The 13,880-nt window shown below is 58.9% G+C and carries 13 protein-coding genes; 5 read left to right on the top strand and 8 right to left on the bottom strand.

Annotated features, from left to right (window positions below):
- Window positions 1-40 precede the first annotated feature (40 nt).
- Entirely contained in the window at window positions 41-1,231 is a 1,191-nt protein-coding gene (locus ACW5W7_RS01055) for a MalY/PatB family protein (RefSeq protein WP_456500482.1), read from the top strand.
- 31 nt (window positions 1,232-1,262) lie between these two features.
- Here the strand turns inward: ACW5W7_RS01055 and ACW5W7_RS01050 are convergent, their stop codons facing one another.
- The 3 genes from ACW5W7_RS01050 to ACW5W7_RS01040 form a co-directional block, all read right to left on the bottom strand.
- Entirely contained in the window at window positions 1,263-2,060 is a 798-nt protein-coding gene (locus ACW5W7_RS01050) for a hypothetical protein (protein ID WP_456500481.1), read from the bottom strand.
- Window positions 2,061-2,149: 89 nt separating this feature from the next.
- Entirely contained in the window at window positions 2,150-2,314 is a 165-nt protein-coding gene (locus ACW5W7_RS01045) for a hypothetical protein (RefSeq protein WP_456500480.1), read from the bottom strand.
- Between the two features lie 272 nt (window positions 2,315-2,586).
- The gene (locus ACW5W7_RS01040) at window positions 2,587-4,485 is read right to left on the bottom strand and encodes a PTS fructose transporter subunit EIIC (protein ID WP_456500479.1); all 1,899 of its coding nucleotides are present in this window, start codon (window positions 4,483-4,485) and stop codon (window positions 2,587-2,589) included.
- A 534-nt stretch (window positions 4,486-5,019) separates the two neighbouring features.
- Between ACW5W7_RS01040 and ACW5W7_RS01035 the strand changes: the two genes are divergently transcribed.
- Complete coding sequence (locus ACW5W7_RS01035) at window positions 5,020-5,169, top strand: hypothetical protein (protein ID WP_349918730.1); 150 nt, start codon at window positions 5,020-5,022, stop codon at window positions 5,167-5,169.
- Between the two features lie 133 nt (window positions 5,170-5,302).
- On the opposite strand, the gene ACW5W7_RS01030 is transcribed toward ACW5W7_RS01035, so the two are convergent.
- Both ACW5W7_RS01030 and manA read right to left on the bottom strand, forming a co-directional pair.
- Window positions 5,303-5,851 carry a YgjV family protein gene (locus ACW5W7_RS01030; protein ID WP_456500478.1) on the bottom strand — a complete coding sequence of 183 codons (549 nt, stop codon included), beginning with the start codon at window positions 5,849-5,851 and terminating at the stop codon, window positions 5,303-5,305.
- A gap of 18 nt (window positions 5,852-5,869) precedes the next feature.
- Entirely contained in the window at window positions 5,870-7,069 is a 1,200-nt protein-coding gene (manA, locus tag ACW5W7_RS01025) for a mannose-6-phosphate isomerase, class I (RefSeq protein WP_456500477.1), read from the bottom strand.
- A 130-nt stretch (window positions 7,070-7,199) separates the two neighbouring features.
- On the opposite strand from manA, the gene ACW5W7_RS01020 reads away from it, so the two are divergent.
- A complete protein-coding gene (locus ACW5W7_RS01020) occupies window positions 7,200-8,075 on the top strand; it encodes a helix-turn-helix transcriptional regulator (RefSeq protein WP_456500476.1) in 876 nt (291 codons plus the stop codon).
- A 202-nt stretch (window positions 8,076-8,277) separates the two neighbouring features.
- Entirely contained in the window at window positions 8,278-9,531 is a 1,254-nt protein-coding gene (icd, locus tag ACW5W7_RS01015) for an NADP-dependent isocitrate dehydrogenase (RefSeq protein WP_456500475.1), read from the top strand.
- A gap of 76 nt (window positions 9,532-9,607) precedes the next feature.
- On the opposite strand, the gene ACW5W7_RS01010 is transcribed toward icd, so the two are convergent.
- Entirely contained in the window at window positions 9,608-9,784 is a 177-nt protein-coding gene (locus tag ACW5W7_RS01010; RefSeq protein ID WP_349918723.1) for a hypothetical protein, read from the bottom strand.
- A 951-nt stretch (window positions 9,785-10,735) separates the two neighbouring features.
- Between ACW5W7_RS01010 and ACW5W7_RS01005 the strand changes: the two genes are divergently transcribed.
- Window positions 10,736-11,143 carry an H-NS family histone-like protein gene (locus tag ACW5W7_RS01005; protein ID WP_438548768.1) on the top strand — a complete coding sequence of 136 codons (408 nt, stop codon included), beginning with the start codon at window positions 10,736-10,738 and terminating at the stop codon, window positions 11,141-11,143.
- Window positions 11,144-11,603: 460 nt separating this feature from the next.
- Here the strand turns inward: ACW5W7_RS01005 and ACW5W7_RS01000 are convergent, their stop codons facing one another.
- Both ACW5W7_RS01000 and ACW5W7_RS00995 read right to left on the bottom strand, forming a co-directional pair.
- The gene (locus tag ACW5W7_RS01000) at window positions 11,604-12,722 is read right to left on the bottom strand and encodes a 3-deoxy-7-phosphoheptulonate synthase (protein WP_456500474.1); all 1,119 of its coding nucleotides are present in this window, start codon (window positions 12,720-12,722) and stop codon (window positions 11,604-11,606) included.
- Window positions 12,723-12,971: 249 nt separating this feature from the next.
- A complete protein-coding gene (locus ACW5W7_RS00995) occupies window positions 12,972-13,778 on the bottom strand; it encodes a siderophore-interacting protein (protein WP_456500473.1) in 807 nt (268 codons plus the stop codon).
- Window positions 13,779-13,880: the final 102 nt, after the last annotated feature.

The following is a 13,880-nucleotide window of genomic DNA, read 5'->3' as shown; positions in this document are numbered from 1 at the left end:
ACGCCTGATTATTCGTCCCATCGATGGAGAATGAAAATCCATGCACCAGATTTATGACTTCGAGCGGGAGGTCGACCGCCACGGCACCTACTGTACCCAGTGGGACTATGTAGCAGACCGATTCGGTCATGCCGATCTGCTCCCCTTTACCATCTCCGACATGGATCTGGAGACGGCCCCCTGCATTCGCACCACGTTGGCCAACCGGCTGGAACACGGGGTCTTTGGCTACAGCCGCTGGAACCACGACGACTTCAAGGGCGCGGTCTGCGACTGGTTCGCTCGCCGCCACGGCGCCGAACTGAACGCCGACACCCTGGTCTACGGACCCTCCGTCATCTATATCATCGCCCAGCTGATCCTCCTCTGGTCCAGGCCGGGGGATGGCGTGCTGGTACACACCCCGGCCTACGACGCCTTCGGCAATATGCTCGGCGCCAACGATCGGGTGCTGCTCCCGTGCCCGTTGCAACAGCGGGAGGGAAACCATGAGATCGACTGGGCATGCTTCGAGCGCCTGGCGGCCCGCCCGGATTGCCGCATCCTGCTGCTGTGCAATCCTCACAACCCCACGGGCCGGGTCTGGACGCGGGAAGAGCTGGGGCGGATGGCGACAGTCTGCCAGCGCCACGGGGTGCGGGTCATCTCGGATGATATCCACATGGACATGAGCTTCGTCCCCTATGTGCCCTGGAGCGAGGTGGCCCAGGGGGATGATTGGGCCCTGGTGAGTTCGGGCTCCAAATCCTTCAATATCCCGGCCCTTGGCGGCGCCTATGCGTTTGTACCCAATCGAGAGGTGCGGGATTATTACTTGCGCCGCCTCAAGGCCGCCCACGGTCTCTCATCCCCCCCGATTCTCGGGGTGCTGGCCCATATCAGCGCCTATCGAGACGGCGATGAGTGGCTCGAAGCCCTGAAAATCCACCTGCATGGCAACTTGAGTCGGGTGGCCACGCGGCTCAACGCCGCCTTCCCCGCCATCGACTACAAGGTGCCCGAGGGGACCTACCTCGCCTGGATTGACCTGAGCGGCCTTGGCATCGACTCGGCAGAGCAGATGGATCTGCTGCAGAGCCTGCTGGTGGAAAAGTACCGGGTCGCCATCATGCGCGGCGACACCTATGGCCCCGAGGGGCGCGGTTTTATCCGCCTCAACGTCGGCTGCTCGCGCAAGAAGCTCGACAAGGGGCTGGACGCCCTGATCGGCGCTCTCACCGAGTTGTCATGAGAGGGATGGCGTGAGTAACGAAACGGGCCACCTAAGGGTGGCCCGTTTCGTTTGGGGTTGATGGCTTCGAGCGGTAACGGGTCTGCTCTATCTGATCGAAGCGCAGGAGCAGGGTATCACCTCCCTTGAGGCGATAGGCGCAGTGAGAGCCGTTGCAGGCGATGCGGATATGGGGCTCATCTCCCAGCAGTGGCGACTGGCTATGGGCCTCGTTCTCTGGCCACTTGCCTTGCGTTAGGTTAGTGATCTGGTTGCGGGCCAGCTCTTCTCCCATGGGTTTGGTGTATTCGGATGCCCAAACAACCAGCAGGGGAGGAAGAATAAAAAGTGCAAATTTTAAGTAAGTGTTTTTTAGCCAAATCAAGCAATTAAAGGTAAAGGGGGCCGGATAGTTGTGAGCGATTTTTCCTCCCTTCAGCACTATGGGGAGCAGAACAAAAAAGCGAATAACCAACCAAGAGAGTGCCAGTCGCCACTTTACTTTGAAAAAGAAAAATGTGAGTACGGCGAATAGCCCTCCAACTGTCATCACCAGAGGAAGTACATAAGGTAAGAACAGTTTGAGCAGCAGGTAAAATCCGTAAAAGAGAGTCACATCCGCTGGTTGAGAGAATTCGGTATGTTCGAGTCCGAACTGGCTCAGATAGCCGTGGTAGTAACGCATCCCCACAAAGTACACAGCCGCTGTCAACAGGGGGATGAGTGCGCACAGGATGCCGACAAAACTCAGCATTCCTCCTTTTTCCTCATCCTCATTTTTGGCTGCCCGTAACTCTTGCAGATGCTTTTTAAGCCATTTTCGCTTCAGGGCTGTTAAATCTTGCGCCATTGCTTTCCATCTCTATTAGTCCGAGTTTTCGTGGGTTCAAGCACCACATATCAGTGATATTGCTTTGATTTAGGGATGTTTAAAGCCATTCACCTGGGCTCTTCGGTGCGAAACAGTACCTTGCCACAGGAAAGGCTGGTGTGACGATAGCGAGGATCTGGCCAGTCGGGCTGGACGTGGCGCGCGTTCCAAAAATGCACGGCATAGAGGGTGCCACCCATGGCGAGCAGGCCCAGCAACAGCATGAGATCCATCGATGACTCCGAAGTGGGAAAGGCGTGGTATCAGTGGGCCTATCTTAACGAGCCGGCACCATGGGCGGCCATCCCCACTTGGGTCAAGCCCATTGCCTTGGGTACGCTTGTAGCGCCACCCGAACGGCAAGGGAAAACGGGGCAAGGGGCGCCGTATCCTGACGGTCTCCGAGGGTTGGGCTATCGATGGGGAATGCAGCGAGACATCGACTAAAAAGGGGCTTAGGGGCCCCTTTTAGTCTCAACGGGTTATCACTATCACCCGGGGTTTATCAGGCCACCTTGCTGCTGCCAGCCAGAGTCTGGGCCAGCAATCCATCTGGATTATGGATAGCATCCTTGGTCTTGACATCGATTATCTCGATATTAGTGAAGCGCTCCTTGTTCTTGATGGCCACGTCGTGGGCCAGGATGACGCAGCGGGCGTTGGCCACGTCCTTTGCCGTGATGCGGTTGATGATGCCGTTGGCGCCCTGGGTCTCCACTTTGAGCTTGATCCCCGCCTTGGCCGCCGCCTTTTGCAGGCTCTTGGCGGCGAGGAAGGTGTGGGCCACGCCGGAGGGGCAGGCCGTGATGGCGAGCACCTCGGCTTCCCCTTCCGCTTCTATGGCCTGGTAGTCGGTGTCGGCCACGGTCACGTCATCTTCTTCGGTCACCGGTTTTTTCAGCAGGTTGACGACAAGGGCGGTGGTGAGGGCGCCGAGCAGGGTACCCAGGATATAGCCCATCTTGCCTTCCACTACCGGCAGCACTATCCAGCCGCCCCAGGGGGCGTGGTTGATGCTGTGCATCATGAACCCCGTGATGTTGCCGACGATGCCGCCCGCGACGATGGCTGGGATGACCCGCACCGGATCGGCGGCGGCGAACGGGATGGCCCCTTCGCTGATGCCGATCATGCCCATGATAGCGGCCGCCTTGCCTGCTTCACGCTCCTCCTTCTTGTAGCGTTTGGGGGAGAGCAGGGTGGCCAGGGCCATGCCGAGCGGCGGCACGCAGATGGCGATGCCGACCCCCCCCATCAGCCAGGGCTGGGTGTTGACCTGGGTCTGGGCAAACAGGGTGGCGACCTTGTTGACCGGGCCGCCCATGTCAAAGGCGGTCATGCCGCCCAGGATGGCGCCGAGCATCACCTTGCCGGAGCCCGCCATGCTGGAGAGCCAGTGGTTCATCCCCTCCATCATGGCGGCGATCGGCGCACCGATGACCCACATGACGATGCCGCACACCAGGAAGGTGCCGATGAGCGGATAGATGAAGATGGAGCCGAGCGAACTCATGGAGTCCGGCAATTTGATGCGCTTGAGCTGATTGACGATGAGCCCGGCGATGAAGCCCACCAGGATGGCGCCGAGAAAACCGGTGTGGAACTGCTGTACCGCAATCCAGGAGCCGATCATGCCGGGGGCCAGACCCGGCTTGTCCGCCATGGAGTAGGCGATGTAGCCGCCGAGCACGGCGGTGAACAGGGTGAGCCCCGCTATCCCCATGTCGGCCATGTCCTTGAGCACCCCAGCCTCGGGCACGGCCCCTTTGCCACTCATCATGACCGAGAGCGACAGCAGCACGCCCCCTGCGACGATGAAGGGGATCATGTGGGAGGTACCAAACAGCAGGTGTTGCTTCAAGGTATTGAGCTGGGCCTTGATGTTGCGATCGGCCGGCTCCGGGGTGTGCGGGGCCTGCTTGGGGCTAGCCTGGGTTTGAGCGGGCCGGGCGGCGGGGGTCTTGGCCGCGAGCAGGGCCAACACCTCAGCCTTGCAGGTGGCTCCCTGCATATGCGGGATGAAGCCGGGTTCGAGCAGCCTGGTGGAGAGCTCGGCCAACACCTCGATATGGTGGTTGGCGGCGCCGGTGGGGGAGGCAATCATGAAGAACAGGCGGGAGGGCAGCCCGTCCTCGGCGCCAAAATCGATCCCCTGGCGGCTGATGCCGACGACGATGGCCGGTTGCAGCACCGCCTCGCTCTTGGCGTGGGGCAGGGCGACACCTTGTTCGAAGCCGGTGTTGCCGAGATTCTCCCGTGCCCAGAGATCGCGCACGAAATTCTCCTGATCACTGATTTTTCCGGCTTTTTTCAGCTGTGCCGCCAGTTCGCTGAACAGTCCCTGCTTGTCGGTGGCGGCAAGGTCTAGGCAGATCAGTCCTTCATCTATCAAGGTGGTGAGCATAAGAGTCTCCTGGCTTCGTCATGAGGCCGTCTTGAGGGCAAGTGTTTGACCTGGCTATTGTTTCGCCATTGCCCTGTGGCGGGAATCGGATAAATGTGCCGTTTACTGGAGTTTTGTGTCATCCCCTGCCGGCTGTGACCAGGGTCGCATTTTGAGCGTTTATCGAAATGGCGATTGTGGAGTGTAAATGCAGTTTAAAAACAATGAGTTATTTGTATTTTTCGAAACGATAGGGAAGGCGCTTACGGCGTAGATGGAGGGGTGACGACGGCGAAGTCTGGAGATTTGTGCGGCTCACCGATGGGGAGAAATGTGAGCTGGCTTTCAAAACGAAGGGGCTTTCCGTGAGGAGGTTCCGTGTGGCTCATGTTGGCAGGAAAATGCATTTATAACCAATTTTTAGATTGAATTATCCACTATCAATCGGTAATTTCCTTGAACCTTTGGAGCGACGACAGAGTCGAAACGAGGGAGCAGGTTGGCCAAACAGTGCCGTCAGCCAGTGTGTAACCCGAGATGTAAGGAGACATCCTGATGGAAAAACTTGACCAAGAAGTCGACATCATGCGCGAAGAGTTCAAGCAACAGGAGCGCAAGCAGGCCAATGACAAGTGGCAGGCCAGGGTCGATGAGCTGCAGCGGGAGCGCGCCGAAGCGTCCCAGCCGGAGACGGCAGAACACTAGTCCGGTGATGGCCCGTAGGGGTCACCCATCAGGCTGATAATCAAACCCCCACCGCCCGCGAGGACGGTGGGGGTTTTCTATGGGGCCTATGCTGCGTGCGTCTCGGGCCTTACCCGGGCGCCATGAGTCGGGATCAGCCGGCGCTTGGTACCGGCTGGCGCCACATGCGGTACATGGTGTGGCAGTTGACGAACAGGAAGCTCAGCTCGATCAGGCTGCCGCCGATGGAGCCTATCAGTATGTTGTGGCTGGTCCAGCACAGGCCGCCTGCCAGCATGGAGAGCCGCAGCCCTATGCCCTTCGCCCGGAACAGCCCCCAGGTGCCGATGGTGGTGCCTATGATGGGCAGCCACTGCACCGGGCTGTGTATCCCCGGAATGCCGAGAGCCCACACCAGCACCAGGAAGAACACCATGACCCAGACGCTGCGAGTGCGTCCGGAGACCAGGGTGCGCGCACAACTGAGCCCGGCGCTAAGGGCCGCGGTGTTTGCCCCCATCAGCAGGAAGTGGAGGACGATAGTCCCCTGATAGAGGCAGAGCCTCAGCCGAAAACGTGCGTCGTCCCGCTGCCGGAAGGCGCTGATCCCGACCAGCATGGCGGCGAGGCCGATGCCTTGCGCCAGGGGTTGTTGCTCGAACAGGGTCCAGAGCGGGGTCAGCCAGTGGCCATCCATCATCATGAGAGGCTCCGTGCGCGATCAGCTGCGGTTGCCGGCACGGGCGACCCGGCCGCTTGCAAGCAACTGATAGTGGCCGGTGGTGGCGGGCACGAAGGCGGACTGGCCCTTGCTGATCTGCAGAGTTTCGTCGCCCCGCTTGAGCAGGACGTCGCCGTCGATGGCAAACAGGATCTCGGCGCTGGCGGTGGTGAGCGCGTGTTCCCCCGCCGGATAGACGCTGAAGGTGAAGTCCGGCACCGGTACGTCGAAGTACTGCACCGCGCCGTCAAGACGGGGACTGAGCAGGATCTGGTCATCCGGCTTGGGCAAGCAGCGGGTACAGTCCAGCAGCTCCGCCACGTCGATGTATTTGGGGGTGAGCCCGGCGCGCAGCACGTTGTCGGAGTTCGCCATGATCTCAAGGCCGGTGCCGCGCACATAGGCGTGAGGGGTACAGGCATCCAGGAACATGGCCTGACCGGGTTGCAGGGTCACCACGTTGAGCAGCAGCGGCGAGAAGAGTCCCACATCGCCGGGGTACTGGGCGGCGAGGGCGGTGACGAGGGCAAAGGTTTCCTCATCCTGATGGGCGGCGGCATAGGCCAGCAGGCCTGCCAGGGCTTCCTCCTTGCGGGTTCCTTCCAGGATCAGCAGCTGATGGAAGAAGTGCTGCAGGCCGGTTTCGTTTTGGCTGGCACCAAGGCCTGCGACCAGATCGCCGAGGGCGGGGAGACTGACCCGTTCGAACAGCGCCAGGATGGTGGGAATGGCGCGAAAACCGTTCATCGCCTGATAGGGGGTGAGGGCAAACACCAGCTCCGGTTTGTGGTTCGGATCCTTGTAGTTGCGATTGCCCGCCTTGAGGGGGATGCCCGCGGCCTCTTCCCTGGCGAAGCCCGCTTCGGCCTGGGCCTTGCTCGGATGCACCTGGATGGAGAGGGCCTTCTCGGCGCACAGCACCTTGAACAGGAAGGGGAGGCTGGCGAAGCGGGCGACGGTGGCCTCCCCCAGCATGGCGGCGGGAGCGCTGTCGATCAGGGTGGAGAGTTTTTGCACGTCGCAACCCAGGGTCACCTCGGAGCAGCCGTTGGGATGGGCGCCCATCCAGAGCTCGGCCTGGGGCTTGCCATCCGGATTCGGGATGTCAAACAGGCGGGTCAGGGCGTCATGGCTGCCCCACTCGTAACCCTGAACGGGGTTGTGCATCAGCAGAAAGGAGGGCAGATCGCGACAGCTCATATGGGACGCCTCGTTGGATGTTGAGAAAACCGGGATAAAGAAAAAGGTGGCATTGACCATCAGGGGCGGACTATAACATGGGCGGCCGTACCCGCCGCAATCGCTTGCCTCTCTCTTGACTGGGATCAACATGTCACTCATCTTCAACCAGCTGCTGGACGGCGCCCTTCAGGAGCAAGCTCCCTTCGAACAGATCTGGTTTGCCCAGGATCAGGGGGTGCCGCCGGGGTTCAGCTATCAGGTCAACTTCCCCCGTCTGGAGCTGGTCTTCAGCGGCGAGTATCGCAACCAGATCTGGGACAGGGATCAGGGGTGCATGGAGGTCAGCGTACTGCCGGGGCAGGCGCTTTACATACCGCCAAACGCCTGGAACAAGCCTGAATGGACCACGGATTGCTCGGTGCTGAGCCTGCTGTTTGGCAAGCGCCAGCTGGGGTTCAGCCTGGTGAGCAAGCGCCAGGACGAGCCTGATTTCTTCGACGTGCAGAAGCACAGCATCATGGCCAGAGCCGGCCACGTGCTCGAACACATACTGGCGGCGCTCAATGCGTTGGCCGAGGATCCCGGTCGCTCCCCCACCGACAACCACCTGTTGCAGGCGCTGCTCACCAGCGCCCGTCAACTGCTGGCGGGATCCGCCGCCGAGCGGCCACGGGGGGCGGATCTGTTTCACGGGATCTGCATCTATATCCAGGAGAATTTTCACCGCCCCATCAGCCGGGACTCCATCGCCCATCGCTTCAACGTCTCGGCCAGCCATCTCTCCCATCTGTTTCGCGAGCAGGGCCATATGCGCCTTGCCGATTACATCAGCTGGGTACGGATCGATCGGGCCAAATTCATGCTCAAGAAATATCGATTCCGGCTCGAAGAGGTGGCGACCCGCTGCGGTTACGGCGATGTAAATTATTTCTGCCGGGTGTTCAAGTTAAAGACGGGGTTGACCCCCTCCCAGTACCGCTCCCTGAGTCAGCCACAGGGGCAGGAGGAGGGGCTGGCAGGATGAGGCACAGCGAGAGCCGTGTCTTTGGAAGTCATGTGCCGGCTGGTATGGCGACAAGCCCGGTGTGAGTGGATGGGGCGCATTGTGATCCAGTGCCCGACTATGGTCGGACATGCACGCTCGCCATTTGATTATGCAAATGGATGGGCTAAGATGGCCGCGCGCAACGATCAGATTGATAACAAACGGAAGTTAGGAGATGCCGATGGAAAGCAAAGTAGTTATCCCGACCCAGGGCCAGAAAATCACAGTCGATGCCAACGGCAAGCTGAATGTCCCCCACAACCCGATCATTCCGTTCATCGAAGGGGATGGCATCGGTGTGGATGTGACCCCTGCCATGCTGAATGTGGTGAATGCCGCGGTCGAGAAAGCCTACAAAGGCGAGCGCAACATCGCCTGGATGGAAATTTATACCGGCGAGAAGTCTACCCATGTCTATGGCGAAGGTGCCTGGCTGCCAGCCGAAACCCTGGACTTCATTCGTGAATACTGCGTCGCCATCAAGGGCCCGCTGACTACCCCGGTCGGTGGCGGTATTCGCTCCCTGAACGTGGCCCTGCGTCAGGAGCTGGACCTCTACGTCTGCCTGCGTCCGGTCCGTTACTACGAAGGGACCCCGAGCCCGGTCAAGCGTCCTGATTTGACCGACATGGTGATCTTCCGCGAAAACGCCGAAGACATCTACGCCGGTATCGAGTGGAAGGCCGACAGCGATGAAGCCAAGAAGGTGATCGCCTTCCTGCAAAACGAGATGGGCGTGAAGAAGATCCGCTTCCCCGAGTCCTGCGGCATCGGCATCAAGCCCATGTCCAAGGCCGGTACCGAGCGTCTGGTCCGTGCCGCCATCGAGTACGCCATCGACAACGACCGTGACTCCGTGACCCTGGTGCACAAGGGCAACATCATGAAGTTCACCGAGGGTGCCTTCAAGGACTGGGGCTATGCCCTGGCCCAGAAAGAGTACGATGCCCAGCTCATCGACGGCGGCCCCTGGTGCTCCTTCAAGAATCCGAAAACCGGCAAGACCATTGTCGTGAAAGACGTCATCGCCGACGCCTTCCTGCAACAGATCCTGCTGCGTCCGGCCGAGTATGACGTCATCGCCTGCATGAACTTGAACGGTGACTACATCTCCGACGCCCTGGCCGCTCAGGTAGGCGGCATCGGCATTGCCCCGGGCGCCAACATCGGTGACGGTGTGGCCCTGTTCGAAGCGACTCACGGCACTGCGCCGAAGTATGCCGGTCAGGACAAGGTTAATCCCGGTTCGCTGATCCTCTCCGCCGAGATGATGCTGCGCCACCTGGGCTGGACCGAGGCGGCCGATCTCATCATCAAGGGGATGGAAGCGGCGATCCGCAACAAGACCGTGACCTATGACTTCGAGCGTCTGATGGAAGGTGCCACCCTGCGCTCCTGCTCCCAGTTCGCCCAGGACATGATCGACCAGATGTAATGTCCAGGTTCTGAAAAGCAAAAACCGGCGCCATGAGCGCCGGTTTTTTATGGGTGACGGGACGCCACCTCAGCCGTCAGGTGGTCTTGTCGACGTGTTGCTGGTAGATCTGCTGCCACTTGCTGAGTTCAGCCTCATCTCCTTGAGACTGCCAGAATTCGCAGATGGAGCTGGCGAGCTCGGATGCCATGGCGTGATCGCCATCGCGGCGGCTCATCAGATATTGTCCCAGCCAGCTTTGATATTGTTTCATCGTCCGATCTCCTTATCTAAGGTGCGCTTGGTGATAGCCGTACAGCGGATCAATCCCGCCAGACAGGCTCATCCAGGTCACTTTTTGCATCGCATATCGACTCGTCATCGGCAGTGTTTTTGCCCCTGATCCTGCCGGATCTGGGTGATAACGACGCGCAATTATCAAAAAACGGCCACTATCGTATCACAAAATAACCAACTTGGGGGGATTAACATCAAACGGATGATTTGGCCACCGTGATGGTGACGCCATAATCCGTGTCATCTTGCTGTTATTTGAAGAGAAAAGTCTGATGAGAACGGCATCGGGCAGTGAAAGACACTATGGGATCTGCTTGTGTCCGGACAGGTGTGCTATTCGACCAGGGGAAGGTAGGGGGGCGCTGATGATGAATGGTGCTGGAATGCCGCTGTATAGGCCTCGGTCGATAATGTCATTGCCGGATGGGCAAAGTGGGGACGGGTGAATGATATGGGGAAGCGACAGGATTCAGATCGGTGCCGGTCCCAGCGAGAATGGACCCATCCCGCTGCGGCCCCGAGTTTCAGCTCTGCCTGATATGACACATATTCCATGGCGTTAAATTGGGAAAATAGCAAAACCTTCCTCAGGGTATAAGGTTCAGCCGGCAGAGAAGCTCCCTTTTTGGATTTTGCCTAGCGTCCCGACGTGAATGCTCAGTATCCATGCAGGGCTGACAGCGTTTTCATTTTTCTGGTGGCCTGTAATGGGAGAACGACAACTCTGTTATGAGGGGCGAGAGAAATAATGCCGCTTAACGATATCTGGCTATAAATGATAGGGACGAATAAACATGGCTGAATAATGGCGATGACTTGTCAAGTCTCGTCGAGTAGCGATAAAATCATTATGTTGTTGTCGAATTGGCATGTTATTCTCAAATTGTGCTATCCCTGTGACGAACAAAAATAATTCTGTGAGGAAGTAATGAACGAGTTTCTGAAGGTTCTGCTGAACATTCGCAGCCTGCGTGCTGCCATTCGTGAACTGCCCTTTGAACAGCTGCAAGAAGCGAAAGAGAAGTTTGATCTGGTATATAACGAGCGCGCTGAATCTGTTGAACAAGAGCGTGCCGAGCAAGAAGAGCGTCAGCGCAAGCTGAGCGAATTTACCGAGATGCTGCAACAGGCTGGCATCGATCCCCGCGAACTGATCGGTACTGCCGCGGCGCCTGCTGCCACTGGCTCCACCAAGAGCAAGCGCGCCCCGCGTCCGCCCAAGTACAAGTATCAGGAAGATGGCCAGGAGAAGACCTGGACCGGTCAGGGCCGCATGCCCAAGGCCATTGCCGAGCAAGTTGCGCTGGGCAAGGACCTGAACGATTTCCTGATCTGATAGCCTTTATCAGTTCATCAATAATGCCGCCCAATGGGCGGCATTATTATTTGTAGGGTCATATCGGTCCATGAATGTGGCGTTCAGCCTACTATTTGTGCTGCCGGATCTCGACTCACATGTTTTCGGGCCTTGCAATAGCAAAAGGCTTCAGACAGGTGGCATGGAAACATGCATCATCGATTTTTCGTTACACGCTTATTCAGGACTCATACAGCCCGTCTGTTAACCCTACCATGTTGACCGGTACTGTATCACTTCATGCTTCAATCACTGTCAGGCTGAGTGGCAGAGGTAGTACGCATATTTCGCCCCGATTAAATCAACACTCTCTCGCTTTTGTTATTTCAGAGACTGTGAATGGTCTATTTGAAACCCTTGTTTGACGGATATTAACGAAATTGACGAGATGAAACCTCAGGGATAAAGACGGGGCCAAGATCAGCCCCGTTTCCGTTATTTATACCACGGCCTGGCGGATGGGCTGGATATGTTCGGGATGCGGTGTGGCTATGGAGGATTGCACCGCGTGCCTGCGCGCCTTGACCCCATCGGCCAGCATGGCCAGCAGGGTCTGGCTCTCTTCCCAGCAGAGGCAGGCATCGGTGATCGACTGACCGTACTGCAGTTCATCCAGAGGCGCCGGTTTCTGGCTTCCCCCCTGCAGGAAGCTCTCCACCATGACGGCGGCCACGGCCTCACTCCCTTCACTCAACTGACGGCACAGCTCCCCCGCCACCCGGACCTGGTTCTGATGCTGCTTCTGGCTATTGCCGTGGCTGCAATCCACCATCAGCCGATGACTGAGCCCCTGACGCGCCAGTCGCTCGGCGGCGTCCTCCACATCGCTCTGGTGGTAGTTGGGGAGGGTGCCTCCTCGCAAGATGATGTGACCATCCGGGTTGCCCTCGCTCTTGATGACGACGATGCCCCCCTGGCTGCCCGGCGCGGTAAAGAGGTGGGAAGCCGTGCTGGCCTGAATGGCATCGATGGCCACCCGTATGTTGCCATCCGTCCCGTTCTTGAAGCCGACGGGGCAGGGCAAAGCCGAGGCGAGCTGCCTATGCACCTGGGATTCTGTGGTACGTGCCCCTATGGCTCCCCAGCTGATGAGATCGGCCAGATAGAGGAAGCTGGTGGTGTCGAGGAACTCGGTGGCGGTGGCAAGTCCGAGCTGATTGATGTCCAGCAACAACTGGCGAGCCAGGTGAAGCCCGTGCCTGATGTCATTGCTGCCATCCAGGTGAGGGTCGAACACCAATCCCTTCCAGCCGACCGTGGTGCGGGGTTTTTCGAAGTAGGTGCGCATGATGATGAGCAAGCTGTCCTGATACTGGGTGGCGAGTCCTGCCAGGCGCCGGGCGTAATCGAGGGCGGCGAGGGGATCGTGGATGGAGCAGGGTCCTATCACGACCAGCAGACGGTCGTCGTCGCCGTTCAGGATCTGGCGCACCTGGTGCCGGTGGTGGTCAATCTGCTGCGCCATGTCGCTGGGGCAGGGGTGTTGTGCCAACAGCTCGGCAGGGGTGGGGAGGGCTTCAACCGCAAAGGCGCGCATTACCGAATTCAAAACTGCCATCTGGATTACCTTGCTGTACCTGGGGTGGGTGGCCTGCCTGGACTCATCGGCTCCGGGTCAGAGAGTGAGACAATGACAGATCACTTTGTTGAGAGTGATTATCATTATCTTGCTGTCTCTGTCGAATGCAAGCTCTGGTGAGGGGATCACCAAGATGGGGGGATAGGGGAAAAAAGAGTGGCAATCGACTCGAAGTTCAGACCTGTCTCGTGCAGAGATAGGCCTGATTTATATAGGGAATTTTGATTATCAGCTATCCATCACGGCATGTCTGTCCTGATGATAGGCGTCTTCATCCTTGCCGCTGCGCCAGTAGGGCACGGCGTAGACCCGCTGGCGGTCCACATCCAGGGTGCGTCTGACGTGACGACGCAGGGGGACGACCAGCCCCTCCTCACCACCAAACCAGAAGTAGCTCTGCGCCGATATCATGGGCAGGGCAGTGAAATAGCTCACCAGGGGTTCGGTTTGCTCGGGAGAACCGACAAACCAGCGCTGGCTGACGCCGCTTGGCAGCGACAGATCCTGCACATCTTCCTGCTGAGGCACCAGCAGGGCGATGTGGCCGCAGGCATCGGCGGGCATCGCCTCGGCCATGGCACTGATGGCGGGGAGGGAGCTCAGATCCCCCACCATGTAGTAGTGCTGCGCCGCTTGCAGCATGGGGTCCGGGCCGCCAGGGCCGGAGACGGCCAATTGATCGCCAGGCTTGGCCTGCAGGGCAAAACGGCTGGCAGGGCCGAGATCCCCGTGCAGGGCGAAGTCGATATCCAGCTCCAGTGCCTCGCGGCGAAACGCCCGTATGGTGAAGGTGCGGATGATGGGTTTCTGGCTGGGGTCTTCCCAGCGCGGCCCCTTGGGCGTTGGAGTGGGCAGCACAATATGTTGCTGGTTGGCCTGGGGCAGCATGATCTTGATGTGGGCGCCACCACAGGTGAAGGGATAATCTGCCAGATCCGGGCTGGTCAGGCAGAGTCGGCGCAGGTTCGCCCCCACATCTTGGACATGTTTTACGGTGAGCAGGCGGGGGCGATTGACCGGGGCGGGCTGTGACATATGAGTACTCCTGACAGGCAATGGCGCCCATTCTCAGGCAAATGAAAACTATTATCAATTGCTTTATGAGCAAGAGAGAGGCGAGAAAAAGGGGACATGGAT

Source organism: Aeromonas intestinalis, from assembly GCF_054052485.1.
The sequence above is the reverse complement of the archived record's forward strand: the minus strand, read 5'-3'. Positions and strand labels throughout refer to the sequence as shown.